This window comes from Pseudomonas sp. FA-1, assembly GCF_056856075.1.
Genome location: NZ_JBWXTH010000004.1, coordinates 362,087 through 386,197, shown reverse-complemented (window position 1 = coordinate 386,197; position 24,111 = coordinate 362,087). Strand labels below are relative to the sequence as shown.

Annotated in this window: 26 protein-coding genes, 1 tRNA gene and 1 pseudogene; 14 read left to right on the top strand and 14 right to left on the bottom strand. The window is 62.2% G+C overall.

Annotation, left to right across the window (positions count from 1 at the left end; all coding sequences use genetic code 11):
• Positions 1 to 2: 2 nt before the first annotated feature.
• The 4 genes from AC1MHZ_RS10575 to AC1MHZ_RS10560 all read left to right on the top strand — a co-directional run bounded on the left by AC1MHZ_RS10575 (position 3) and on the right by AC1MHZ_RS10560 (position 2,374).
• Positions 3 to 977, top strand: coding sequence for a hypothetical protein (locus AC1MHZ_RS10575; RefSeq protein ID WP_480462194.1), 975 nt, complete (start codon positions 3 to 5; stop codon positions 975 to 977).
• Positions 977 to 1,342, top strand: a complete 366-nt coding sequence (locus AC1MHZ_RS10570; protein ID WP_482966329.1) for a hypothetical protein — start codon at positions 977 to 979, stop codon at positions 1,340 to 1,342. Before AC1MHZ_RS10575 ends, AC1MHZ_RS10570 begins: the two co-directional genes overlap by 1 nt.
• Positions 1,343 to 1,454: 112 nt before the next feature.
• Positions 1,455 to 1,814, top strand: a complete 360-nt coding sequence (locus AC1MHZ_RS10565) for a hypothetical protein (RefSeq protein ID WP_482966328.1) — start codon at positions 1,455 to 1,457, stop codon at positions 1,812 to 1,814.
• Between the two features lie 167 nt (positions 1,815 to 1,981).
• The gene (locus AC1MHZ_RS10560) at positions 1,982 to 2,374 is read left to right on the top strand and encodes a hypothetical protein (RefSeq protein WP_482966327.1); all 393 of its coding nucleotides are present in this window, start codon (positions 1,982 to 1,984) and stop codon (positions 2,372 to 2,374) included.
• Positions 2,375 to 2,950: 576 nt separating this feature from the next.
• Here AC1MHZ_RS10560 and yacG read toward each other — a convergent pair.
• From yacG to AC1MHZ_RS10540, 4 genes are read right to left on the bottom strand one after another with little or no spacing between them, the layout of a single operon-like run.
• The gene (gene yacG / locus AC1MHZ_RS10555) at positions 2,951 to 3,151 is read right to left on the bottom strand and encodes a DNA gyrase inhibitor YacG (RefSeq protein WP_084857049.1); all 201 of its coding nucleotides are present in this window, start codon (positions 3,149 to 3,151) and stop codon (positions 2,951 to 2,953) included.
• Complete coding sequence (coaE, locus tag AC1MHZ_RS10550) at positions 3,148 to 3,771, bottom strand: dephospho-CoA kinase (protein WP_084857051.1); 624 nt, start codon at positions 3,769 to 3,771, stop codon at positions 3,148 to 3,150. Before coaE ends, yacG begins: the two co-directional genes overlap by 4 nt.
• Positions 3,771 to 4,637: a prepilin peptidase gene (locus tag AC1MHZ_RS10545; RefSeq protein WP_324817631.1), complete on the bottom strand. Its 867-nt coding sequence runs from the start codon at positions 4,635 to 4,637 to the stop codon at positions 3,771 to 3,773. The genes coaE and AC1MHZ_RS10545 overlap by 1 nt, the downstream gene beginning before the upstream one ends.
• 1 nt (position 4,638) lies before the next feature.
• On the bottom strand, positions 4,639 to 5,847 hold the full coding sequence (locus AC1MHZ_RS10540; RefSeq protein WP_480462200.1) for a type II secretion system F family protein: 1,209 nt from the start codon (positions 5,845 to 5,847) through the stop codon (positions 4,639 to 4,641).
• 220 nt (positions 5,848 to 6,067) lie between these two features.
• On the opposite strand from AC1MHZ_RS10540, the gene AC1MHZ_RS10535 reads away from it, so the two are divergent.
• Entirely contained in the window at positions 6,068 to 6,478 is a 411-nt protein-coding gene (locus AC1MHZ_RS10535) for a pilin (RefSeq protein WP_224457936.1), read from the top strand.
• 82 nt (positions 6,479 to 6,560) lie between these two features.
• Positions 6,561 to 6,636: transfer RNA gene (locus AC1MHZ_RS10530), tRNA-Thr, on the top strand.
• Between the two features lie 100 nt (positions 6,637 to 6,736).
• Here AC1MHZ_RS10530 and AC1MHZ_RS10525 read toward each other — a convergent pair.
• Complete coding sequence (locus tag AC1MHZ_RS10525) at positions 6,737 to 6,973, bottom strand: type II toxin-antitoxin system RelB/DinJ family antitoxin (RefSeq protein WP_084857060.1); 237 nt, start codon at positions 6,971 to 6,973, stop codon at positions 6,737 to 6,739.
• Between the two features lie 1,204 nt (positions 6,974 to 8,177).
• Between AC1MHZ_RS10525 and AC1MHZ_RS10520 the strand changes: the two genes are divergently transcribed.
• Positions 8,178 to 8,402 carry a hypothetical protein gene (locus AC1MHZ_RS10520; RefSeq protein ID WP_482966326.1) on the top strand — a complete coding sequence of 75 codons (225 nt, stop codon included), beginning with the start codon at positions 8,178 to 8,180 and terminating at the stop codon, positions 8,400 to 8,402.
• Positions 8,403 to 8,555: 153 nt separating this feature from the next.
• On the opposite strand, the pseudogene AC1MHZ_RS10515 reads toward AC1MHZ_RS10520, so the two are convergent.
• Positions 8,556 to 10,043 (bottom strand): annotated as a pseudogene (locus tag AC1MHZ_RS10515) (methylenetetrahydrofolate reductase C-terminal domain-containing protein); the annotation flags it as partial.
• A 262-nt stretch (positions 10,044 to 10,305) separates the two neighbouring features.
• On the opposite strand from AC1MHZ_RS10515, the gene metE reads away from it, so the two are divergent.
• Entirely contained in the window at positions 10,306 to 12,612 is a 2,307-nt protein-coding gene (gene metE / locus AC1MHZ_RS10510; protein WP_482966325.1) for a 5-methyltetrahydropteroyltriglutamate--homocysteine S-methyltransferase, read from the top strand.
• Between the two features lie 71 nt (positions 12,613 to 12,683).
• Here the strand turns inward: metE and AC1MHZ_RS10505 are convergent, their stop codons facing one another.
• On the bottom strand, positions 12,684 to 13,862 hold the full coding sequence (locus AC1MHZ_RS10505; protein ID WP_482966324.1) for an acetyl-CoA C-acetyltransferase: 1,179 nt from the start codon (positions 13,860 to 13,862) through the stop codon (positions 12,684 to 12,686).
• Positions 13,863 to 14,076: 214 nt separating this feature from the next.
• Between AC1MHZ_RS10505 and AC1MHZ_RS10500 the strand changes: the two genes are divergently transcribed.
• The 4 genes from AC1MHZ_RS10500 (at position 14,077) to AC1MHZ_RS10485 (ending at position 17,354) form a co-directional block, all read left to right on the top strand.
• Entirely contained in the window at positions 14,077 to 14,343 is a 267-nt protein-coding gene (locus AC1MHZ_RS10500; protein WP_324816153.1) for a PepSY domain-containing protein, read from the top strand.
• Positions 14,343 to 14,876: a cytochrome b/b6 domain-containing protein gene (locus tag AC1MHZ_RS10495; protein WP_465001724.1), complete on the top strand. Its 534-nt coding sequence runs from the start codon at positions 14,343 to 14,345 to the stop codon at positions 14,874 to 14,876. Before AC1MHZ_RS10500 ends, AC1MHZ_RS10495 begins: the two co-directional genes overlap by 1 nt.
• Before the next feature lie 139 nt (positions 14,877 to 15,015).
• Positions 15,016 to 16,227 (top strand): enoyl-ACP reductase FabV, encoded by a 1,212-nt coding sequence (gene fabV, locus AC1MHZ_RS10490; protein ID WP_084857073.1) that lies wholly within the window; start codon positions 15,016 to 15,018, stop codon positions 16,225 to 16,227.
• Between the two features lie 218 nt (positions 16,228 to 16,445).
• Positions 16,446 to 17,354: an alpha/beta hydrolase family protein gene (locus AC1MHZ_RS10485; RefSeq protein ID WP_324816144.1), complete on the top strand. Its 909-nt coding sequence runs from the start codon at positions 16,446 to 16,448 to the stop codon at positions 17,352 to 17,354.
• A gap of 151 nt (positions 17,355 to 17,505) precedes the next feature.
• Here AC1MHZ_RS10485 and chrA read toward each other — a convergent pair whose 3' ends face one another.
• The 4 genes from chrA to folM all read right to left on the bottom strand — a co-directional run bounded on the left by chrA (position 17,506) and on the right by folM (position 20,265).
• Positions 17,506 to 18,825: a chromate efflux transporter gene (gene chrA, locus AC1MHZ_RS10480; protein WP_482966323.1), complete on the bottom strand. Its 1,320-nt coding sequence runs from the start codon at positions 18,823 to 18,825 to the stop codon at positions 17,506 to 17,508.
• A gap of 106 nt (positions 18,826 to 18,931) precedes the next feature.
• Positions 18,932 to 19,273: a HopJ type III effector protein gene (locus AC1MHZ_RS10475; protein WP_084857078.1), complete on the bottom strand. Its 342-nt coding sequence runs from the start codon at positions 19,271 to 19,273 to the stop codon at positions 18,932 to 18,934.
• A complete protein-coding gene (locus AC1MHZ_RS10470) occupies positions 19,266 to 19,562 on the bottom strand; it encodes a DUF1244 domain-containing protein (protein ID WP_084857080.1) in 297 nt (98 codons plus the stop codon). Before AC1MHZ_RS10470 ends, AC1MHZ_RS10475 begins: the two co-directional genes overlap by 8 nt.
• Before the next feature lie 10 nt (positions 19,563 to 19,572).
• Positions 19,573 to 20,265: a dihydromonapterin reductase gene (gene folM, locus AC1MHZ_RS10465; protein ID WP_084857082.1), complete on the bottom strand. Its 693-nt coding sequence runs from the start codon at positions 20,263 to 20,265 to the stop codon at positions 19,573 to 19,575.
• 251 nt (positions 20,266 to 20,516) lie between these two features.
• Here folM and AC1MHZ_RS10460 point away from each other — a divergent pair, with 251 nt between their 5' ends.
• Positions 20,517 to 21,458: a MerR family transcriptional regulator gene (locus tag AC1MHZ_RS10460; protein WP_084857085.1), complete on the top strand. Its 942-nt coding sequence runs from the start codon at positions 20,517 to 20,519 to the stop codon at positions 21,456 to 21,458.
• Here the strand turns inward: AC1MHZ_RS10460 and AC1MHZ_RS10455 are convergent.
• Both AC1MHZ_RS10455 and AC1MHZ_RS10450 read right to left on the bottom strand, forming a co-directional pair.
• Entirely contained in the window at positions 21,443 to 22,060 is a 618-nt protein-coding gene (locus AC1MHZ_RS10455) for a hypothetical protein (RefSeq protein WP_084857088.1), read from the bottom strand. The two genes, AC1MHZ_RS10460 and AC1MHZ_RS10455, sit on opposite strands and share 16 nt — an antisense overlap.
• A 59-nt stretch (positions 22,061 to 22,119) precedes the next feature.
• Entirely contained in the window at positions 22,120 to 22,557 is a 438-nt protein-coding gene (locus AC1MHZ_RS10450) for a PAS domain S-box protein (protein ID WP_482966322.1), read from the bottom strand.
• Between the two features lie 103 nt (positions 22,558 to 22,660).
• Here AC1MHZ_RS10450 and AC1MHZ_RS10445 point away from each other — a divergent pair, with 103 nt between their 5' ends.
• Positions 22,661 to 23,116, top strand: coding sequence for a flavodoxin (locus tag AC1MHZ_RS10445; RefSeq protein WP_084857092.1), 456 nt, complete (start codon positions 22,661 to 22,663; stop codon positions 23,114 to 23,116).
• 67 nt (positions 23,117 to 23,183) lie between these two features.
• On the opposite strand, the gene AC1MHZ_RS10440 is transcribed toward AC1MHZ_RS10445, so the two are convergent.
• The gene (locus AC1MHZ_RS10440; protein ID WP_084857094.1) at positions 23,184 to 24,074 is read right to left on the bottom strand and encodes a LysR family transcriptional regulator; all 891 of its coding nucleotides are present in this window, start codon (positions 24,072 to 24,074) and stop codon (positions 23,184 to 23,186) included.
• Between the last annotated feature and the right edge of the window lie 37 nt (positions 24,075 to 24,111).

The window sequence follows — 24,111 nt, the reverse complement described above, 5'->3', positions numbered from 1 at the left end:
AGATGTCCAGCGCTCGATCCTTCATTAATGCCAAGACACAAACTTACGAATCGCTCAAGGCCGGTTTGGTACTCTCAAGAAATGAGCGAGCGAAATTCGATGTTCTGAATGCGCATATTGTCGATAGTGTAGTGCTGCCGGGGGAGCTCGTCATCTTAGGTGACCCGATCACCCCCGGCTGTACTAGTCACGAAGCCTATCTGATGAATCTGGCTATTAGTGTGCATAGGGACGTATTACTACGTGGCCCTGGCGCGGATGATTTTCTTCTAGAGAATTTCGATCTGCTGAAGAGTCTACTCCCCAATGCATCGTTGGGCATTGGTGTAGTCAGCGGGGCTTGGAGTAAACACCTGGACAGAATTCACGCTACGCTTCTGGAGATCGAGAGTCTTTATCGGGAATATTTGGGGAAAGGTACCCTGAAGGCACGGGATGAGTTCTACGCCAAGCGCAGTGCCTTGTTTTTGAAACTGGGGGAGCAACTGGACAATATGGCCTCATATGGCTCACGCTTGCGTCGAGAAAGTTCGGTTAAAAGAACGCTGAATATCTCGACCAAGAGCTATCTGCATACCGGAGAGATAGCTGAGTATGCAGAAAAGCTCTCCGGAGTTGCCAAGGCCAGCAAGTTGTTAAAAATGGGGACGCCTATTGGTATTTCGCTTGATGTTACGATGACGGGAGTGTCTATTTATAAGGCTTGTACGTTGGGGCGTGAGGAGGAATGTCGGGAAGCAAAATATGTCGAATGGGGAGCGCTCGTAGGGGGAGTTGGGGAAGGATTTTTGTTGGGGGCTGTAGGCTCTACAGCTGCGAGCTCATTGTGCGTGGCGCTGGGTTTTTCGACATATGGATTGGGGACTTTTTTTTGTGGAATTGCAGGTGGGGCTGTAGGGGGAATGGTTGGAGGAGCATTAGGAAGTAACCATGGGGAATTTGTTGGGAAATACTTGTACGAACGTGTAGGTGATTGATGAGTATTCATCCGGCACTGTTGATGTTGTTATTATTTTTATTGGCTGTTAGTGGTTTTTTAATGTTTTGTTACGTAGCAGCCCGTTATGTGGACTATATGGAGTCATATCTACCTACCAGTCATTATATGAGGGGTAATAAGTTGTATTTCTCAGAGATGGGGCTGCTTGGTAAGGTTTTGCGTGCGGGTGCGATAGCAGTGGCTTTAACGGCACCCAAAATATTTGCTCGTAAGGGGGCGGTAAATCTTAAAGAGATAGAAAATTTTCCTTTGCGAATGAAGTGGTTTCTAATATTTCTATGGAATGGGTGGGTGGCTCTATTGTTTATATTGTTGGGGGTTGGTTTTTTCATTGGAATATAACGAGGCTCGGGTTTTGTTTTAGCTAAGTGTAGTGCTGTCGGGGAGGGAATGGCGTGGGTACGTTGGGGAAAAAGATAGGTGTGTATCTATGACGAAATAGAATGGTGATGAAATGGAAGTTGATGGATTTTGGTTGGGGGTGTTTTTGGCGCTCGTTCTGGTTTTTTGTGTGTTGATTTATATATCGTATCGCTATGTTGAGTATTTTGAGGGTCTATTGCCTGGTAGTGCATTGGTACGCTTGAATAAGAGGAACTTTGCTTACGCAGGATTGCCGGGAAAGGTGGTGCGTACTTGCACGATTGCACTAATTTTGAGCGTTCCTAAGTCTGCTTCTAGCAAGAGCTTGATTGATATAAGGGAAGTTTATGATGTTCCAATTGGTGTAAGGTTTTTGCTGGTTGGCATTTGGTTTCTTATGGTTTTTTTAATTGCGGCTGCGATGTTTTTTGCTTATTCGATAGATGCCTGATTTAAGTTTATGCCGGTAATCGATAGGTGCTTGTCATGCACTTTTGAGCGGGCTTGCCCAGCGACGGGCCGCGTTATCTTTTCCGAGCTGCCATGCTTTTGTCGTAGGGACACTTGGTTATAGGAAACTTTGGCTGTACCTGTCGAAGCGGGCGGTTATTTCCGTATGTGGATGGCGATGAGTTAAGCGTTTTGGGGGGCAGCGTGGAGGATATTGATTTACGTTTGGCTCTCTTGTGTCTATTTGTAATAATGATTCTTAATTTTTCAGTCTTGGTGTATATCGCTCATCGCCATGCTGAATATATAGAGTCATTAATGGGGAATGTATTTCTGAATCAGGGGGAGAATCTTTTTTTGGGGTTTGGGCTTGTAGGTAAAGTTATGTATACGGGCGTGGTTGCCGGGGTGTTGACTGTTCCTAAACTTTACGCGCTTAGAGGGGCTATTGATATGGCTGCGCTAAAAAAGTTCCCTGCTGGCATGAGGTGGGCTTTAGTCTCGACGTGGAACCTTAATTCAATACTCTGTGTGCTGTTATTTATATTGGCCCCTTTTTGAGATATTGCTGGAATATAAGCGTCTGAGCAAATAAAAAGGCAGTGTGGTCTTGGGGGTTATGAGGTGTTGTTAGTCTTCGTTTGGTTGCGAGGCGTAAAGATATAAATGTATCTGGTTGATTTTTTAAATGTGTGGTGATCTTGGCTTGATAGAGCTTTTTTTATTTTTAGCGATGATTTTGATTCCGTGCTCTTTGTTTTGTATGTCGGGCCGGTACTTGGGCTATGTAGAGGCGCTGTTGTCAAATAGCACTTTTATCATCGCGAATCGAGTTGCTCTGGATGGTGGCGTGCGGAGCAGGATGACGCGTCTTTACTCAATCGCGTTGTTGCTGGCATTTCCTAGGTTTTTTATATGGAGAGGGTTGCTCGATTCTAATGATTTTGAACATTTCCCTACTCCTGCAAGATTGTGGCTCGCATTCAATTTTTATTTTAGCGTTTTTGTAATAGGGGCGATGATGGTCTGTGATCCAAAGGGGGCTAGCGGTATGTAAGGCGTGAGGTCAATGCTTTAAATAGGCTGGCAACAATTTACGGAAAGCGCCCCAGAGCACTCGGGACGCTTGTCCACAGTTCAATGCCGAGGCTCAAGATCCCCAGAATAAAGCTCATCCTCCGACTCATCCGCCCCCGGAATCTTATGTTCCTCAGCCGCCCAGGCCCCCAGGTCGATCAGTTTGCAACGGTCAGAACAAAACGGCCGAAACGGGCTCTTCTCGCTCCATTCCACAGGTGCACCGCATGTCGGGCAGTCCACAGTCATCGGCTGGCTCATGGCTGGCCTCCTCGTAACGTCAGGTAAAAGTGGTGCAGACGGTCGATCTGCTCATGCAACCAGCCAAGGTCACGGTCATTGACCACCACGTCATCGGCATGGCGCAACCGTTCCTCGCGGGCCGCCTGGGCCTTGAGGATCGCCTGCACCTGCTCGGGGCTGGTGTTGTCCCGCGCCAGGGTGCGCTGGATCTGTAGCGCCTGCGGTGCATCGATCACCAGCACCCGCTGGGTCTTCTCGATCTGGCCAGACTCCACCAACAGCGGCGAGACATAGATCGCATAGGGCGACTCGGCCTTGGCCAGGTAGCTGAAGATCTCCTGCCCGATCAACGGATGCAGCAGTTCTTCCAGCCAGCGGCGTTGGGTGGGGTCGGCAAAGATCAGCTGGCGCAGGGCCGCGCGGTCAAGCTGCCCGTCATCCTGCAGCACGCCAGGCCCGAAGCGCTCGACGATGCTCGCCAATGCCGGCCGGCCAGGCTCCACGACCCAACGTGCCGCCTGGTCGGCATCGACCAGGTGCACACCCAGCTCCACGAAACGCGCTGCCGCGGCGCTCTTGCCGCTGCCGATGCCGCCGGTGAGCCCGAGAATCCAGGGGGTAAATGCCGCAGTGGTCATCAGTTTCCAAGCAGTTGCATGTAAGAGACGTATATTTCATCACCCCAGAGCATCGCGATCCAGCCCGCAATGGCCAGGTACGGCCCAAAAGGCATGGTCGAGCCCATCGATGCCTTGCGCAGGCGCAACAGGCACACGCCGATCACCGCCCCCACCACCGATGACAACAGCAGCGTCAGCGGCAACACGTGCCAGCCGCCCCAGGCGCCGATCAGTGCCAGCAGTTTGAAATCGCCGTAGCCCAGCCCTTCCTTGCCGGTGACCAGCTTGAACAGCCAGTACACCGCCCAAAGGCTTAGGTAACCGATGATCGCCCCCCACACGGCTTCAGGCAGCGGCACGAACACGCCGAAGGTGTTGCAGGCCAGCCCCAGCCAAAGCACCGGCTTGACCAGCGCATCGGGCAGCAGCTGGTGATCGCTGTCGATCAGGCTCAGGCTCAGCAGGCTCCAGGTCAGCACCAGACCAAGCAGCGTCTGCAGCGTCGGCCCGAATTGCCAAGCCACAACCACCGAAAGCACAGCGCACCCCAGCTCCACCAGCGGGTAGCGGATGCCGATGGAGGCCTTGCACGCCGAGCACCGCCCACGCAGGGCCAGGTAACTGAGCACCGGGATATTCTCCCAGGCACGAATACGGTGCCCGCAATGGGAACAATGCGATGCCGGCAGGCACAGGTCGAAGCGCTCGTGCTCTTGCACGGGCAGGCCAAGCACCTCCTGCGCCTCCCGCTGCCATTGGCGCTCGAGCATGATCGGCAGCCGATACGCCACCACATTGATGAAGCTCCCGACCAGCAGGCCCAGCAGGCCTGCAAAAGTCAAAAACAGTGCCGGCTGGCCGGCGAGAAAAGTCCAGAGATTCATGTCAGACCAAGTTACCCAACTGGAAGATCGGCAAGTACATGGCGACCACCAGGCCACCCACCACCACGCCGAGGACCAGCACGATGGCGGGCTCCAGCAGGCTGGTCAACTGGTCGAGAGCCTGGCTGACCTGTTCTTCGTAGTGTGTGGCGGCTTTTTTCAGCATCTGGTCGAGCGTGCCGCTGGATTCGCCGATCGCCGCCAGTTGCACCAGCAAGGGCGGAAACAGCGGGTCCGCCCCCATCGCCTGGTGCAACCCCTGGCCGTTGCCCATGGCCTGGCGCAGGCGCAAGACCGCCTGCTCATGCACCTGCCCACCACATACCGTCGCCACCGTACCCAGCGCATCGAGCAATGGCACCCCAGCCCCATAGGCCGTGGCCAGGCCCCGCGCAAAGCGTGCCAACGCCGCCTGCCCCAGCAGCTTGCCCAGCACCGGCACCCGCAACGCCTGGCGTGTTATCCACAGGCGAGCCGGCGCATGACGCCGGTGAAGCTCGCGCACGCCCACCATCAACAACACAACCACCGCCACCAACCAAGGCGCATAACGGCCAAGCCCTGTGGACAAGTCGATCACCCACTGCGTGAACGCCGGCAGCGCCGAATCGAAGCTGGCGAACAACCCCTGGAATCGCGGCACCACCTCCAGCAGCAACAGCGCCGACACCCCCAGCCCGGTCAGCAACAGCAGCAACGGATAGAGCATCGCCTTGCGTACCCGCCGCTGCAGCGCCTGGCGCTGCTCCAGCATGCCCGCCAGTTGCTCGAGCTGCCCATCCAGCGTGCCGGACTGCTCACCCATCCGCACCAGGTTGCAGTACAGCCGGTCGAACCACGCCGGGTGGCGTTGCAGCGCCTCGGCCAGGCCCAGCCCCGCGCCAACATCCTGTTGCAATTGCGCCAGCAACCGACCCAGGTGCTCATCGCCCCCGCTGCGCCCCATCACCTCGAATGCCTGCAGCAGCGGCACGCCCGCCTTGAGCAAGGTCGCCAGCTGCCGGCTGAACCCCGCCGCATCCGCCTTGCCACGCCCTGCTGGCCAGCGCCATTGCACGCGGCTCGCAGGCCGCACCCGCCCCACGCGGATACCCTGGCGCTGCAGGTCGGCCCGCACGTATGCCAGGCTGCGCCCCTCGGTGCGGCCGTTGATTCTGTTGCCGTTGATGGTGGTGCCTTCCCAGGCGTACACGCGTGTCGAATGGCTCATGCAAAAGTCCTTTGTTGCAATGCCGACAAGCCTCGTAACAGCTTGCCGTGCCCATGGCCGGGCGGGTTTCCCTGTTGGTCACTAGAGTAGTCCAGCGAGCCCGGCATCCAGGCGGGCAGGGGTGACAAAAGGTGTCGGTTCGGCTCTACTGCGCGCCTGTCTGTCCTAGGTGTCCGAGATTGGATCCAAGACATAGCCGTATCAACAAGGAAAAGCGTTCATGAAAGGGCAACGGGGCATCACCCTGATCGAGCTGATGATCGTCGTGGCGATCATCGGCATCGTGGCGACCATCGCCATTCCCATGTACACCAACCAGCAAGCCCGCGCCAAAGCCAGCGCCGGCCTTGCGGAAATCTCCGCACTCAAGACCGCCATGGAACTGCGCCTGAACGAAGGCAAGGACGTCGCCGACGTCACCGCCCTCGGCGGCCAGCCCACCACCGCCCACTGCGCCATCACCGCCCGTGGTACCGCAGCCGACGGCACCGCGGCAATCACCTGTACCCTCGCCGATGCACCGGCCAACGTACTCGGCAAGACCCTGACCTTGACCCGCACCACCACCGGCTGGCGCTGCACCACCACGGTGGAAGAAGACCTCGCGCCGAACGGCTGCAAGGGCGCCTGAGGCTGGCGCCAGGGGAGGAGGAATAAGCGAGGGGAAACAGGGGTTTGCGTAACGCCCGCGGCAGTGGTAGCGTTGCGCTCACGCCGGTGTAGCTCAGTCGGTAGAGCAGCGCACTCGTAACGCGAAGGTCGCAGGTTCGATTCCTGTCTCCGGCACCATACAGATTGGCCAGTGACAACTTTTGTTATCTGGCGCCAAGAAAGAAACCCGCCTAGTGCGGGTTTTTTTGCCTGTTTTTCCGCTGCAGGCCTACGTACCTTATAAGTCCTTCAGTGAAACCTTTATTCGCTGAGGACTTGCGATGCGGTGGCGGATCTTAGCAAGCTGAATTTCTTCCTTTGTTGATTGAGCTAGCTCGAAAGGCAATTGCCCATGCTCGGCCACATATCGCAACGCCTGACGCATCAGTTCAGATGGCGTCACCCCTAGCGTTTGAAGCTTCGGATAGGCAAGCTTTATCAGATCCTCGTCGATATGAACCTTGATTGACGCCACGGAATAGGCCTCGCTGCAAATACATTGCTTTTTACATTGATTCAAAGCGGCCCGGCGGGCAAGCCTGTTATTTTGCCATTGAACCGCTACCCCAATTTGCTCGCGATAGCCTGCTGGGGACTGTTGATGACGGCCAGGCGCGGGAGACTGAGTCTGCCGGGTTCTTTTCCTCGGTTCGCCAATCTGCGTCCGGCTGTCACCCTATTGTTTGATCGTCCTACGCCTCGGCGATACATTTCGATGGACCTGCAAAATCGTATAACCCGTCCCGGCAGACGCTTTCGCTGCCTCTAAGGTCGTGTCATGGCGGTGGTACGCGGGACACCTTCGGTGTGCCGGGCCCCTTTCGTCCCGGTCGGCCAACCCGCGTATTGCTTCCACCCTGACTTGCTTGGTCATGAAGGGTAACAAGCCTCCTAGAACAACCCGCTGGTGGCACGCGAGGGTATCTGCATTGGCGGCCTTCAGAACGGCGAAAAAAATGCGCCCAGGTGGTTCTGGCACGTGGGGCGTGACAATTTAATGGGAGTCCCTTAACGAAACGGGACTTCCCCCATGCGTAAATTTCTTTATGACCTCACTGTGGCCATCGTTAGTCGATTCATTAGCGGCTTGATGCTGTCCGTGTTGCTCTCAGTAGCAGTGGCTGCACAGCAACCAACGCTGTTGATCCTTGTTATACAAGTGCAATAGGTTGCTCTCCGTACGGGGAGAGGTGGAGCTTCAATCTGGTGATGCCTCCGAGCCACGCGATATCAAGCCTTTTCCTACGGCAGATCACGGCCTTTTCAGGCAGCCTCGACCTTGCACTAGCAGACCGCAGGGATAAATTGCCCCCAGTTGCGGCAAGTTCCGCGACTGGGTTTGGCGACCCGGATAAACTTGGCGCATCAGCGCCCCACACGACCGCAGGCGCTTTTTTATGCTTGCGGCTTCGTGCTATGGCGGCTGTGCGTGGGAGACCCTGGGGTCTGCCGGGTTCCAAGTTCCCGGTTCGCCAACCTGCGTACAGCTGCCACCCATTGTTTGGCGACGGTGCGTGGCAGCTCCAACCTAACTTGGAGTCTCATGCATGCTTACGTTGGGCCCACTAGGATCCTCGCATCCGCTCTCCGCCGCCTAACCTCGCCGGCGCCTGAACCCCACCGTTTCTATCCCATCCATACCCAGGGCAACCCAACGCCTGCGCGAAGGCAGGTGTCCCATGACTGAGCACGAACGCATTGCCACCCTCCAGAGCTATGTCTGGACCCTCGAACTGCTCGGCGAATCGCTGGTGCATCACGAGCGATTGGAATGTGATCACCAGCCGCCACTGAGTTTCCGTGCCACGGCGGGGATTCATCAGGCGATCAAGATCATTAGCCGTTTGGCGGGTGAGCAGTGCGGGAAGCTGCTGGGTGAGGAGCAGGTAGGGGGCGGGGTATAGGTGTTGGCGCTGAAATAGTGGGTTTGGCGGAAATGGGGCCGCTGTGCGGCCCATCGCGGGACAAGCCCGCTCCTACAGGGGGCAGCGTTGTTTTTGGGGAGGGGGTAGTGTTCCTGCTCGGTCGCTGGCCGGCTGGGTTGGCGATTTGGGTTCGGCCTGAGGGCCTGATCGTGGGGCCAGCGCGCTCCCGCATAGGGGCGCAGCGGCCGGAGCTTCGAACCAGGTTGGCCATGAGCTGCGATGGCGGGTGCCTTCTTCGACGCAGGGGATGAGGCGTTCGGTCAGCACGGCGGTTTGTTGCACGGCTTTAGCGGTGCGGTATTTCACGCTGTGCACGCACTCGCGGTCGCCGAACTCGCAACGGTTGAGCGTGGTCCCGCCGCAGGGGCCGTTGGCCAGGCCTTTGGGGCAGCTTTCGGGGCAGATGTAGAGGGTGTCTTCCAGGCGGCAGCGGCCGCAGGTGTCGCAGCCCAGCAATGGCCTTTTCACGCTGCGCTCCAGGCGATGGAGCACGCGGGCGCCGGTGGGCGTTGCCCAGAGGGGGCGTTGCACGGCCCAGCCGAAGGCCTGGCTCAGCCAGTTGGTGCGGCTGAACAGCAATGAATGCGCGCCGTGCAGCAGGTGGTAACGCGCTGTTTCCTTGGGCGAGGCGGTGACCTGGGACTCACCCAGGCGCCAGTTGGCGCCGGGTGGGTGGAAGGTGACGGCGGGCAGGCCGGGCATTTGCCAGCAGGCGTGCCAGGCGGGGGCCCATTGTTCGAGTGACTGGAGGCGGGCCTGCCAGTCGTTGATGGCGTTTTCCAGGGCCTGCAGTTGCTCCAGGTCGTGGATGCCGGAGAGGTGGATGCCGGCATAGCCCATCAGGCGCAGGCCGATGATCTGCAGGGCCAGGCGCTCGAGACTGCGGGCCTGGGCGTGGGCCTTGGAGACGGCGGCTTCGGCGGCGAGCAGGTCGTGCATGGAGGGGGTGACGACGATGCCGGCGACGTGCTCGAAGATCTTCGCGCGGCCCAAGGTCAGGCCCATCACGCAGGCCATCAGGGGCTTGGGGTTGGGCTGGCGCTGCATCCACTGGAGGGCTTCAAGGTGCTTGCTGGCGTCGAAGCCTAGCTGCAGGGCGAGAAAGTCCGCGCCGGCAGCGAGTTTCTTTTCGGCCTTGAAGTACTGGGCGCCGCCTTCTTCCTCGCGGTACTTGAACGGGTGCATGCCAGCGCCCAGCAGCCAGTCGGGGCGAGCCTGGCGGACGATCTGCAGGGCGGAAACCGACTCGAGGTAGCGCACCGGGCGCTGGCCGGGGACGTGCCCGGGCAGGCGGTCGCCGGTCAGCAGCAAGAGCTGGTCGAGGCCGGCGGCGTCCATCTGCTGCAGTTGGTCGAGCAGATGATGGCGTTCGCGGTCCTTGCCGGAGAAGTGCAGCAGGGTGGGATGGGGCTGTCGGAAGCTGCTGTAGGCGTCCAAGGGCGACATTTCGAAGGGGCTGCCGACGCGGTCGGCGATGGCCACGGTCATGGGCCAGCCGCACAGGTGTTTGCGCGCCATGAGGGCTTCGATGCTGGCGAAGCGCTCGCTGGAGGACTTAGGGACGAACTCCATGACGCAGACGAAGGTTTTGTCGTGCAGCGCCGTTTTCAGCTGGCTCATGGGCGGTCGGGTATCTGGTTTGGGCACCGTGGCATTGTGGGGTAGGACGAAGGTTGGGGGATGTCCGGATGCGTAGGGAATTGCTTTGAATGAGACATGGGGTTGGTCTTGAGGGCCCTATCGCGGGGGCAAGCCTGCGCCTATAGGGTGGGTGGTCATCATGAGAAAATCTTGAGTTTTCCTTAAATTAAATGAGTTTGTCTCACGGATGCGTGCCCAGGAAAATCCCCTCATTCATTTTTACGTTTCTGAGGGACAAGACATGGCACTGGCGCACAACCTGGGCTTTCCGCGTATCGGCCGGGACCGCGAGCTGAAGAAGGCCCTGGAGGCCTTCTGGAAGGGCGAGCTGGACGAAGCCGGCCTGCGCGCGGTGGGCCGCGAGCTGCGCGCCGCGCACTGGCAGGTGCAGAAGGACGCGGGTATCGAGCTGCTGCCGGTCGGCGACTTCGCCTGGTACGACCAAGTGCTCACCCATTCGCTGACTTTCGGCGTGATCCCGGCACGTTTTCGCGCAGAACAGGATGCCAAGCCCACCCTGCACACCCTCTTCGCCATGGCCCGAGGCGTCAGCGATACTTGTTGCGGTGCGCATGCCCAGGAAATGACCAAGTGGTTCGACACCAACTACCATTACCTGGTCCCGGAATTCACCGCTGACCAGGCCTTCACCCTGAGCTGGGAACAGCTGTTCGAGGAAGTGGACGAGGCCAAGGCCCTGGGCCATGCGGTCAAGCCGGTGGTGATCGGCCCGCTGACCTACCTATGGCTGGGCAAGGCCAAGGGCGGCGACTTCGACAAGCTGGAGCTGGTCGAGCGCCTGCTGCCGCTGTACGACACCATCTTCAACCGCTTGGCCGCCCAAGGCGTGGAATGGGTGCAGATCGACGAACCGATCCTGGCGCTGGACCTGCCTCAGGATTGGAAGAATGCCTACGAGCGCGTCTACAACATCCTACAGCGCGCGCCGCTGAAGAAGCTGGTCGCTACCTATTTCGGCGGCCTGGAAGACAACCTGGGCTTGGCCGCCAACCTGCCGGTCGATGGCCTGCACATCGACCTGGTGCGTGCGCCGGAGCAGTTTCCGACGATTCTCGATCGCCTGCCGGCCTACAAAGTCCTGTCCCTGGGCGTGGTCAATGGCCGCAACGTGTGGCGCTGCGACCTGGAAAAGGCCCTGGACGTGTTGCGTCACGCGGCTGAGCGCCTGGGCGACCGGCTGTGGGTCGCGCCGTCCTGCTCGCTGCTGCACAGCCCGGTGGACGTGGCCCGTGAAGACCAGCTCGACGCCGAGCTGCAAGGCTGGCTGGCCTTCGCTGTGCAGAAATGCCAGGAAGTGGCTGTGTTGGCCAAGGCCATCGATGCGCCGCAGGCCCCGGAGGTGCTCGTGGCCCTGGCGCAGAGCCGCGCCGTGCAGGTCAGCCGCGCCGCCTCGCCACGTATCCACAAGCCGGCCGTGCAGGCCCGGGTGGCGGCGATCCAGCCGGCGGACAGCCAGCGCCTGTCGCCTTTTGCCCAGCGCATCGTCAAGCAGCGTGCTGGGCTGAATTTGCCCGCGTTTCCGACCACGACGATCGGCTCGTTCCCACAAACCCCGGCGATCCGCCTGGCGCGGCAGGCGTTCAAGCAAGGCACGCTGGCCGAGGCCGACTACATCGAGGCGATGCAGAACGAAATCCGCCAGGCGGTGCAGATCCAGGAGCAGCTGGGCCTGGATGTGCTGGTGCATGGTGAGGCCGAGCGCAACGACATGGTCGAGTACTTCGCCGAGCAGCTCGACGGCTATGCCTTCACGCGTTTTGGTTGGGTGCAGAGCTACGGTTCGCGCTGCGTGAAGCCGGCGGTGATCGTCGGTGACCTGAGCCGCCCGAAGGCCATGACCGTAGGCTGGAGCACCTATGCCCAGGGCCTGACCGACAAACCGATGAAGGGCATGCTGACGGGCCCGGTGACCATGCTGATGTGGTCCTTCCCGCGTGAGGACGTGAGCCGCGAGGCCCAGGCCCGGCAACTGGCGTTGGCCATTCGTGACGAAGTGCTGGACCTCGAGGCGGCGGGTATCCGCATCGTGCAGATCGACGAAGCCGCGTTCCGCGAAGGCCTGCCCTTGCGTCGCAGCGGCTGGCCGCACTACCTGGACTGGGCCACCGAGGCCTTCCGCCTGTGCGCCTCGGGTGTGCGCGATGAAACCCAGGTACACACCCATATGTGCTACAGCGAGTTCAACGATGTGATCGAGTCGATCGCGGCGATGGACGCTGATGTGATCACCCTCGAGACTTCGCGTTCGGACATGGAGCTGTTGGCGGCCTTCGAACGCTACAACTACCCCAACGAGATCGGCCCTGGGGTGTATGACATCCACTCGCCACGGGTGCCAGGCAAGGAGGCGATGGTCCAGCTGTTGCGCAAAGCGGCCCAGCGTATTCCGGCCGAGCGGCTGTGGGTCAACCCGGATTGCGGGTTGAAGACCCGCGGGTGGCCGGAGACCGAGGCGGCGTTGGTGAACATGGTGGCGGCCGCCCGGGAGTTGCGTGGTGCTGGCTTGGTTGGTGGGGCGAAGGTGTAAGGCGCCGAGGGCCGGTGTTGCCTGTGCTGGCCCAATCGCGCTACAAGCCGGATCGCGATTGGGCCTTGAGATCAGCGCTCGATCGCCAGCGCTACGCCCTGCCCACCGCCAATGCACAGGGTCGCCAACCCTTTCTTGGCATCGCGTTTGATCATCTCGTGCAGCAGGGTCACCAGCACGCGGCAGCCGGAGGCGCCGATAGGGTGGCCGAGGGCGATGGCGCCGCCGTTGACGTTGACGCGCGCAGCATCCCACTCTAGCGCCTGGCCCACTGCCAGGGCCTGGGCGGCGAAGGCCTCGTTGGCTTCGATCAGGTCCACGTCCGCCAGTTGCCAGCCGGCCTTGTCCAGGCAGCGCTGGGTAGCGGACACCGGGCCGATGCCCATGATCGCCGGGTCCACGCCCGCGCTGGCATAGGACGCGACCTTTGCCAGTACCGGCAGGCCCAGGGCCTTGGCCTTGGTGGCGCTCATCAGCAGCACGGCGGCGGCGCCGTCGTTCAGGCTCGAGGCGTTGCCGGCGGTGACGCTGCCGTCTTTCTTGAAGGCCGCACGCAGCTTGCCCAGGGCCTCGGCGGTGGTGCCGGGGCGTGGCTGTTCGTCGGTGTCGAACACCAGCGGCTCGCCTTTTTTCTGTGGCATCACGATCGGGGTGATTTCATCCTTGAAGCGGCCGGCCTCGATGGCGGCCACGGCCTTGCGCTGGGATTCGGCGGCGAAGGCATCCTGCTGTTCGCGGGTGAGGGCGTATTTTTCCACCAGGTTCTCGGCGGTGATGCCCATGTGGTAGTCGTTGAAGGCGTCCCACAGGCCGTCGCTGATCATGGTGTCGACCATCTGGCCATGCCCCATGCGCTGGCCGGTGCGGGCCGAGGGCAGCACATAGGGCGCCAGGCTCATGTTCTCCTGGCCGCCGGCGATCACCACCTCGGCGTCGCCGCAGCGGATGGCCTGGGCCGCCAGGTGCAAGGCCTTCAGGCCCGAGCCGCACACTTTGTTCAGGGTCAGGGCGGGCACGCTGTAGGGCAGGCCGGCCTTGATCGCGGCCTGGCGCGCCGGGTTCTGGCCGGCACCTGCGGTCAGCACCTGGCCGAGGATCACTTCGTCGACCTGGGCCGGGTCCAGCTGGGTCTGTTCCAGCAGGCGCTTGATGACCGCAGCGCCCAGGTCCACGGCCGGCACAGTGGCCAGGGCCCCCTGGAAGCTGCCGATGGCGGTACGGGTTGCGGCGACGATGACCACGTCGTTCATCTTATTGTTCTCCGTGCAAGGGGTGGGCGCCAGGTCGGCGGATTGCACCAGCATCGGCGGGTTGGGTTCATTTGTTAAGTTTGTTTTTCTTTACGATTGATCCGAAAAGCAAATGAATGGCCGGCGGGCGTGGAGAATGCCCAGGCCCTCGGGCAAATGCGCCGCGGCTGGCTAAGCTTGTTCTGTTCATTTCTTTCCACTGGAGCCAACCACCATGCGGACCCTGATCGCCGTCGGCCTGTTGCTCGCAAGCAGCGCCGCCTTCGCCACCACCGAATGCACCACTGCCGACAAAAGCACCTGGCAAGACCAGGAGAAATTCCAGGCCCAGCTCAAGGAGCAGGGCTATCGCATCAACAAGTTCAAGGTTACCAAGGGCAACTGCTACGAGATCTACGGCTTCGACAAGGACGGCCGCAAGGTCGAGATCTACCACGACCCGGTGACCGGCAAGGCGGTCAAGACCGAGATCGATGACTGATGGCCAGCGTGCGGCTCTGGGACCCGTTGCTCAGGTGCTGCCACTGGTCCCTGGCCTTGGTGTTCTTCGCCAACTCGTTCTTCAACGAAGAGGGTGACGACTGGCACCAATGGCTGGGCTACTACGCCCTGGCCTGCGTGGCCGTGCGCCTGGTCTGGGGCTTCGTAGGGCCGCCCAGCGCGCGCTGGGCGGACTTCTGGCCGACGCCGTCGCGGCTGGCGGCACACGCCAGGGCGTTGATGACGGGCGCGCCTTATCATCGCCTCGGCCATTCGCCGATCGGCGCGCTGGTGATGCTGTTGATGCTTGCCTGCGTCGTCGGGCTGGGCGTGACCGGCTGGCTGTCCCAGGAGGTCGATGCCCTGTGGGGCGTCGATTGGCCTACGGACGTGCACAGCGTGCTGGCCAATACTTTGCTGGCGCTGGTCTGCGTGCACCTGCTGGCCGCGGTGGTGGAGAGCGTGCGTCTGCGGGAGAACCTGCCGCTGTCGATGCTTACGGGCCGTCGCCGCCTGCCGGACGACCAGCGCTGACCCCCAGGTTGTTTTGAATCGCGCCAATCACCTCCGTAATATGTGTCGGATAACCTGCGGGGGTAGTCTCACCCTCTGATCAAACGGAATCGTCCCCTGCGGCGCGCTTCCTCGGCACAAACCTGAAGAGGTACAGACATTGGCCATCATTCATCCCAAGGTTCGCGGTTTCATCTGCACCACGACTCACCCGAAGGGCTGCGAGCTCAACGTCCGTGACCAGATCGAAGCCACCCGCAAGCAGGGTGTGCGCGAAGATGGTCCGAAGAAAGTCCTGGTGATCGGTGCATCCAGCGGCTACGGCCTGGCTGCACGTATTACCGCAGCGTTCGGCTTCAAGGCCGACACCCTGGGCGTATTCTTCGAAAAGCCCGGCACCGAGACCAAGGCCGGTACCGCCGGCTGGTACAACGCTGCCGCCTTCGACAAGTTCGCCAAGGCCGAAGGCCTGTACAGCAAGTCGATCAATGGTGACGCCTTCTCCGACGAAGCCCGCGCCAAGGTCATCGAGCTGATCAAGAACGAAATGGGCGGCAAGGTCGACCTGGTCGTCTACTCCCTGGCCTCGCCGGTGCGCAAGCTGCCGCAGACCGGCGAACTGGTGCGCTCGGCGCTCAAGCCGATCGGCCAGCCGTACAAGTCGACCGCCATCGACACCAACAAGGACACCATCATCGAGGCCAGCATCGAGCCGGCCACCGAGCAGGAAATCCAGGACACCGTTACCGTCATGGGTGGCCAGGACTGGCAGCTGTGGATCGACGCCCTGGCCGGCGCCGGTGTGCTGGCCGAAGGCGCACGTACCGTGGCCTTCAGCTACATCGGCACGGAAATCACCTGGCCGATCTACTGGCACGGTGCCCTGGGTCAGGCCAAGCAGGACCTGGACGAAACCGCCCTGCGCCTGGACAAGAAACTGGCCGCTGAGGTCAAGGGCGGCGCCAACGTGGCGGTGCTCAAGTCGGTCGTTACCCAGGCCAGCTCGGCCATCCCGGTGATGCCGCTGTACCTGTCGATGGTCTTCAAGATCATGCAGGAGAAGGGCGTGCACGAAGGCACCCAGGACCAGCTGGACCGCATGTTCCGCGACCGCATGTACCGCGCCGATGGCGCTGCGATGCCGGTGGACGAGAAGGCCCGCCTGCGCCTGGACGACTGGGAGCTGCGCGATGACGTACAGGACGCCTGCAAGGCCCTGTGGCCGCAGGTGACCACCGAGAACCTGTTCCAGCTGACCGACTATGCCGGTTACAAGAAGCAGTTCCTCAACCTGTTCGGCTTCGAGCGTGCTGACGTCAACTACGACGAAGACGTGGCCACCGACGTGAAGTTCGACTGCATCGAGCTGTGACGCCGGTCGCACTGTCCCTGTAGGAGCGGGCTTGTCCCGCGATTGGGCCGACCCTGCCCACGCGATTGCATGGCAAGGGCTTCGCCCTTGATCGCGGGGCAAGCCCGCTCCCACAGGTGAAGTGCAACCGTACCCTTGATCGTGTGGAGCGGTCCGAAAAGCCCCACACGAGCCGCTTGTTTTTGCTAGCGTTGGCGCACCAGCACAGGAAGCGCGCCATGAGCAGCCTCATCCAACCCGCCACCGCCTTTCGCCACACCGCTGCCGACGGCTACACCCTCGGCGGTTTCTGCTGGCGCCATGCCGAACCCGACGCCCAGCGCCCGCTGGTGATCATCAACGCCGCCACCTCGGTGCGTTGCCGCTACTACGCGCGCTTTGCCGACTACCTCTTCGCCCAGGGCTTCGATGTGCTGACCTATGACTACCGGGGCATCGGCGAGTCACGCCCGGTATCGTTGCGCGGTTTCCAGGCGTCCTGGAGCGACTGGGGGCGGCTGGATTTCGAGGCCATGCTGCACCTGGCCGCTGAAGCCTTCCCAGGCCAGCCGGTGGATGTGGTAGGCCACAGTTTCGGCGGCTGTGCGGTGGGCCTGGCGCCGTCCGGCAGCCGGTTGCGGCGGGTGGTGATGGTGGGCGCGCAGTTCGCCTATTGGCGCGACTACGCAGCCGACCAGCGTTGGCGTCTGCTCGGCAAATGGCACCTGGTGATGCCGCTGCTGACCCGCTTGTGCGGCTACTTTCCCGGCAAGCGCCTGGGCTGGATGGAAGACACCCCGGCCGGGGTGGTGCACGACTGGACCACCCGCACGCCGCGCTACGAGCATCGCCCCAGTGGCCGGGCGTTGGCCGAGCTGCCGTTCGCCAGGGTGCGCGCGGCGACCCTGGCGATCAGCCTGACCGACGACCCGTTCGGCACCGTGGCCGCCACCGAGCGTCTATTGGGGTACCTGCAAGGCGCCGAGCGTCGGCACCTGCGCCTGGCGCCTGGGGATATCTCGGCGGGTGAGATCGGCCATTTCGCCTTCTTCCACGACCGTTTCCGCGAAAGCCTGTGGCCGATTGCCTTGGCCTGGTTGCAGCAGGGCGGGCTGCCCGATCAGGTGCCGGGACGAGTCATCGGTTGAGGTGGCCTGATCCGGCCCAATCGCGGGACAAGCCCGCTCCCACGAGACCCGTGGTTGCAACTTGCCGTGCAACTGTCTTGCGACATTTTCGGAGTTGCTGCGGCCCCTGTGGGAGCGGGCTTGCCCCGCGATTGGGCCGGCCCTGCTGACTTCAAACGTGATACCCATACAGCGTCGCCAGCAACCCCGCCAACGCACAGGCAATCAATACCTCCAGCACCCCGCGGCGGAACAGCAGCAAACCCACCGCCGCCAGCACCGCAATCAGCAACGCCAGCCAATCGACCCCCGCGCCGAACCCATGGGGCCAGAACACGTGGTAGCCGAAGAACAGCGCCAGGTTGAGGATCACCCCCACCACCGCCGCGCTGATCGCCGTCAGCGGCGCGGTGAAACGCAGCTGCCGCCGTGTGCTTTCCACCAGCGGCGCGCCGATCAGGATGAACAGGAACGAAGGCAGGAAGGTGAACCAGGTCACCAGGCACGCCGCCAGGGCGCCGGCGAGGAACGCCTGGTCGGCGCCGAACTGCGCCTGTACGTAGCCGCCCACGAAGCCGACGAAGGCCACCAGCATGATCAAAGGTCCCGGTGTGCTTTCGCCCAAGGCCAGTCCATCGATCATCTGCGTCGGCGTCAGCCAGCCGTAGTAGGTCACCGCTCCCTGATACACATACGGCAACACCGCATAGGCGCCACCAAAGGTCAGCAAGGCGGCCTTGGTGAAGAACCAGGCCATCTGCGTGAAGGTACCCTCCCAGCCGAACAGCAACGTCAGTGCGGCCATCGGCAGGCACCACAGTGCAGCGCCACAGGCCACCAGCCACAGCAGGCGTGGCCAGTGGAAGCGGGTGTGCTCCGGCTGCGGCGAAGGCTCTTCGGCCACCGGTTGCTGCCCGGCGCTGGTGCGGACGGTCTGGAACAGCTGGGGTTGCCAGCGCCCACCCAGGTAGCCGAGCACCCCGGCACCGATGACGATCACCGGAAACGGCAGGCCCAGGCCGAACAAGGCCACGAACGCCGCCAGGGCGATAGCCCACAGCGCGGCGTTGTGCAGCACACGCGAGCCGATGCGCCACGCGGCCTGCAGTACGATGGCGGTGATCGCCGGCTTGAGCCCGTAGAACAGGCCGGCCACCACCGGCTGCTGGCCGTGGACGACATAGATCCATGACAGGCCGATGAGGATGAACAGCGACGGCAGGACGAACAACCCGCCGGCGACGATACCGCCCCAGGTGCGGTGCATCAGCCAGCCCAGGTAGGTCGCCAACTGCTGGGCTTCGGGGCCGGGCAGCAACATGCAGTAGTTGAGGGCGTGGAGAAAGCGCGACTCGCTGAGCCAGCGGCGTCGCTCGACGATCTCGCGATGCATCAGGGCGATCTGCCCGGCGGGGCCACCGAAGCCGATGAAGCCCAGCTTGAGCCAGAACAGCATGGCCTGGCGGAAGGGGATAGGGGGCTCGGTCTGCATGCAGGTCTATCCAGGGGGCAGGGGAGGGCTGTGCCCTCCCGATCGCCGGCAAGCTGGCTCCCTCATGGCCAGTGGGAGCCGGCTTGCCGGCGATCGGGCGGTGATGTCAGGCGTTACGGGTCAGTGGCTGCGCCGCGAACTTCACCCCGGCCAGCCCATGCTTGATCAGCGCACGGATATTGGCATGGTCGCTCCCTTCAGGGGTGGCCAGCACACTGCGGTAGTGCTCGCCAAACGCCAGCAACGCTTCCTGGTCGCTCAACCCTTCGAGCAAGGCCAGGCCCAGGGTCTTGCACGACCCTTCGTTCTGCCCGGCGGCGTTGGCCACACCGCCATTGTCGAATGCCTGTGGCTGGTAGCTGTAGTGGGTGGCAACGAACGCCAGGGTATCGGCAAATACATGCTCACCGCTGGCGAGGCTGGCGCGCAGGCTGGTCAGATCAGTCACGGGGCTTTCCTTTTTCGAACGTAGCTTGTTGCTCGGCGCTGGCTTCTTTCTGGTACTGGGCCTTCCAATCGGCATAGGGCATGCCATACACGCGCTCGCGGGCGTCATCCAGGCTCACCTCGATCTGGCGTTCGTCGGCGGCGGCCTTGTACCACTTGGACAGGCAGTTGCGGCAGAAACCGGAGAGGTTCATCAGGTCGATGTTCTGCACATCGGTGCGTTTTTGCAGGTGTTCGACCAGGCGCCGGAACGCGGCGGCCTCGAGTTCGAGCTGTTGTTGCGGGGTCATGGGGCTTCCCTCAGGTCATACGGTTCTTCAGGTGGCGGCCACCGTTGATGACCACCTGGCTGCCGGTGCTGTACTGGCTTTCGAGCAGGAACATCACCGCCTCGATCAGCGGGCGGGCGCCGGGCTCGAATTCCAGCAAGGCTTTCTTCAGGGTCTGCTGGCGGTAGGCGTCGTCGCCGCCCTCCTTGAGGATCAGCAGGCCAGGAAGAATACCGTTGACGCGCACCTTCGGCGCGTATTTTTCAGCGAACGAGAGCACCATGTTCTGCAGCGCGGCCTTGGTCGCGGCGTAGCCGATATGGCTCTTGCTGCCTCGCGAGGAGGTCTCGTCGCAAATGTGGATGATATCGGCCTTTTCCACCTTGGCCAGCAGCTCGCCGAGGGCCAGGTTGAGGTGGTAAGGCGCCTCGACGTGCAGGCGGAACATGGTCTGCAGGTTGTCCAGGCCATCGTCGAGCCACAGCGACGCGTTGTGGATGATCGCCCGCAGGCCGTCGTGGTTGTCCTGCAGGTAGTCGATCAGGGCCTGGCGGTCGGCCTCCTGGCAGAGGTCGGCCTGGAACTGGACGATGTTCGGGTGTGGCGTGTGCGGGTGGATGCTGCGGCTGGCACTGACCACCGTATGGCCGGCCTGTGCCAGTTCGAGGGCCAGGGCCAGCCCGACGCGCTGGCTGGCGCCGGTAACGAGGATTGGGCTGTTCATGTTCGAGGCAGTCAACTTGTCTGTCCGTGCATTGATGGCCCCAGCATACCCGAACTGCTTCCCTCTTGTGCGCTCGCACCCCGGAACCAGGGCGGCCGCGTCATGTGCGTGCAACTTTCATGAACGAATCGGGTAGCGCTTGCCTCTGGGCGTGGGCCGCTGACCGCCCACCGGTGGGCGGGCTGTGCTGGACCTCGACCCAAGCCATCGTAGAATGCGTTCAATCATCAGGATACAGGGTGCCCGTGCACATGATCAGTCAGCTTCAAACGCCCCTGGGCGTCGCGAGCCTGGAGCACCAGGAGCTGTTTCCAATTCGCGAGGTGGCCCGCCTGACGGGCGTCAACCCCGTGACCTTGCGCGCATGGGAGCGTCGCTACGGCCTGATCCAGCCGACGCGCACCGACAGCGGCCATCGGCTGTATTCCCAGGCGGACATCGACAATATCCGCAGCATCCTTGGCTGGTTGGAGCGCGGCGTGGCGGTGAGCAAGGTCGGCAGCATCCTGGCGCGCGACCAGGCGTTGGCGCAGGAGGCCCAGGGCTCCGGCAGTGAACATGAGCGGGCGCGCTGGCGCATGCAGGTGCAAGAGGCCGCCCAGCGCTTCGATGGCGCAGCGCTGGAGCGATTGTTCGCTCAGGTATTCGCCAATTACGCCCTGGACCAGGTGTTCGGTGAGGTGTTCATGCCGGCCTGGCAGGCCTTGCGCGCGGGGCAGAACGGTTTCGGGCGCGCCAGCCAGTGGCTGTTCCTCGACCAGTTCCTGCGGGCCCGGGTGCTGTTGCGCCTGCAACTGGCCCGGGAGCCCTGGAGTCGACGCGTGGTGCTGGCGCCCTTGTCAGGCCAATGCCAGGAATTGGAGCTGTTGGTGGCTGGGCTGCTGCTGGGCAGCGAGGAAGTGGGCGTCACGGTGTTGCCGGCCGGGCAGCCCCTGGAGGAGCTGATGTTGGTTTGCGAGCGCCTGGGGCCCCACGCCTTGGTGATATTTTCCAACCAGCAGCCCACGGCACAGCTGGGCAAGTGCCTGGCAAAGCTGAACCAAGGCGTTGGGTGCCCGGTGATGTTGGCGGGGGAGGCGGCGGAACTGGCCCAGGACAGCCTGGCGGGCAGCCCGGTGGCCTGCCTGGGGGCGGAGGGTAGCCTTATGCGCAGGCGCCTGCGACAGTACCTGGCCGGTCAGTTGGATACGTGAACGTGTAGTTCCGGGTGCGCCTGGCGGTGTGCCTGGAGAATGTATTCGCGCAGGCGTTCGATCTCTTCCTGTGGGCTGTTGCCCAGGTCGTAGGCTGCCAGATCCGGGCCGATGCGACGGCGCAACGTGCCATGCAGGTGAATGGCCGGGATGCCCTCGGGGGCGAAGCGCAAGTCGAAATCAGCGGGGGTCGTGGGCAGGTCGCGGATCTGTACCAGCACGCCCTTTGAGGAAATTTCCCGTACCCACAGGCCGCTGGCCTGGTCTTGTGCATCCAGCAGGGCTGCCGGTTGTTCCAAGGTCAGGCGCCATGGGCGTGGCTTGGGGCCGTTCTCATAGATTTCCGGTGAGCCCAGCTGCAGGTGCAGGGCATGGAATTCATCTTCGACCAATTGCAGCGGGAAGCTGATCTGCTGGTTGTTGAATTGTGCCTGGAGCTGGACCTGCTCGTTGGCCACCAGGCGGGTCAGCAATTCCTGGATTCGACGGTCGCCATTGACCAGCAGGCTCGACATGGAGTCGGCCAGGTTCAACTGGGGCGAATGTTGCATGTTCTGGATGAAGTCCAGTTCGTCCTGGGTCAGGAGGGCGTCGGCTTGCATGATCGGGCTCGAAGGCGATGATTTCTTCAAGATGATGGACAGCGTTCAAGGCGCTTCGTTCAGCTACGTTCGTCGGGTTCCTGCCGGCCCAGGCGCGCCCGGGCCTCGGCCAGTTCCCGTTCCAGCTCGACCTGGCGGCTGACGTCCTTCTGGATCCCGATGAAATAGGTGCGTTGGTCGGCGGCGTTGTAAACCGGGGTGATCGACAGCTCGTTCCAGAACGCGCTGCCATCTTTTCGGTAGTTGCGCAGCACTTCCCGGCACGGCAGCCCTTCGGCCAGGGCCCGGCGGATCCGAGCGCGGCTGAGCTGGTCGCGGTCGTCGCCCTGGAGGAAGCGGCAGTCCTGGTAGAGGATGTCGTCGCGGGGGTAGCCGGTCAGCCGTTCGAAGGCTGCGTTCACGTAGATCAGGATGGTGTCGTCGCCTTCCCGTTCGGTGACCACGATACCGTCGTTCGAGGCATCGACCATCGATTGCAGCAGTTGCGCGTTGATCATGTCCGGGCCATTGGCGTGAGGGGACTTTGGTGGAAGGCGGCCTTTTGCCACTGGTGAATGCTAGTATCCTACGTTTTCACTCAGTTTCGGAATCCTCTGCCCGATGAAAATCGCCATTATTTCCGGCTCCGTGTACGGCACCGCCGAAGAAGTCGCCCGTCACGCCGAGTCGCTGCTCAAGGCTGCCGGTTTCCAAGCCTGGCATGCTGCCCGCGCCACCTTGCAGGATCTGCAGGGCTTCGCCCCGGAGGCATTGTTGGCCGTGACCTCGACCACCGGCATGGGCGAGCTGCCCGACAACCTGATGCCGCTGTACTGCAGCATTCGCGATACCCTGCCGGCCGCCTGGCGTGGCTTGCCGGGGGCGGTGATCGGGCTGGGCGATTCCAGCTATGGCGACACCTTCTGCGGCGGCGGCGAGCAGATGCGCGAGCTGTTCGCTGAGTTGGGCGTACGGGAAGTGCAGCCGATGCTGCGCCTGGATGCCAGCGAGACCGTGACCCCCGAGGCCGATGCCGAGCCTTGGCTGGCGGATTTCATGGCCGCGCTCAGAGCCTGACCCCAGCCATCGCACGCCTGGCCTACACCGCCTTCCCTGTAGGAGCGGCGATGTTCCAAAGCCCAGGCTAGTCACTGATCGCCGGATGCTCGCGCACCAACTGCAACCACGCCTGTGCCGCTCGTGACAGGTACGCCCCGCGCCGCCAGATGAAAGCAATGTCCCAGCGCAAATGGCGCGGCGCGCCCAATGGCACCCGCACCACCCCAGGCCGCTCCAGCGCCCGGGCCACCACCCTGGGCAACAGCACCACCCCTTGCCCGGCGGCCACCAGCGCCGCCAGGAAGTCCGCCTGCCCACTGCGCCCCCCTTCCTTCGGGGTGAACCCCAACTGCTGGCACGCGCTCAGCAGCCGATCATTGAGCACGAAGCTGCGCTGGTACAGCAGAAACGGCGTATCGGCCAGTTGCTGCAGCTCGACCTGCGCAGCCCCTGCCAAGGCATGCCCCTGGGGCAGCAGCGCATCCAGCGGCTCGTTGCAGAACGGCTGGTAGTCGAACGCCGTGTCGCTGGGCGTAAGGCTGCCGCCCAGCTCCAGTTCCCCGCTTTTCACCGCCTGTTCCACGGTACGGCTGCCGCCTTCGAGCAGCTGGATCGCAATATTCGGGTGCCGGCGGCGGTACTCGGCGAACAGCCCTGCGAACAACGCATCGCTGCCCAGCAAGGGCAGGCCCAGGCGCAGCTCGCCGCGGGCCATGTGGCTGAGGTCGTCGAGTTCGTTCTGCAGTTCCTGACGCTGGCGTAACAAGGCCTCCCCCCGCTCCAGGACAATGCGCCCGGCCGCGGTCAGGTGCAATTGCGAGCCCTGGCGTTCCAGCAAGGGCTGGCCGATGTCCTGTTCGAGCTGGGCGACCTGCTTGCTCACGGCAGACTGGCTGATGTGCAGGGTCGTTGCCGCCTGGGTGAAGCCGCCGCGGTGGACCACTTCGATGAAACTACGCAGCTGTTTGAATTCCATGATCGAATTCCATTTTGGAATGGATGCAAGTCTAACA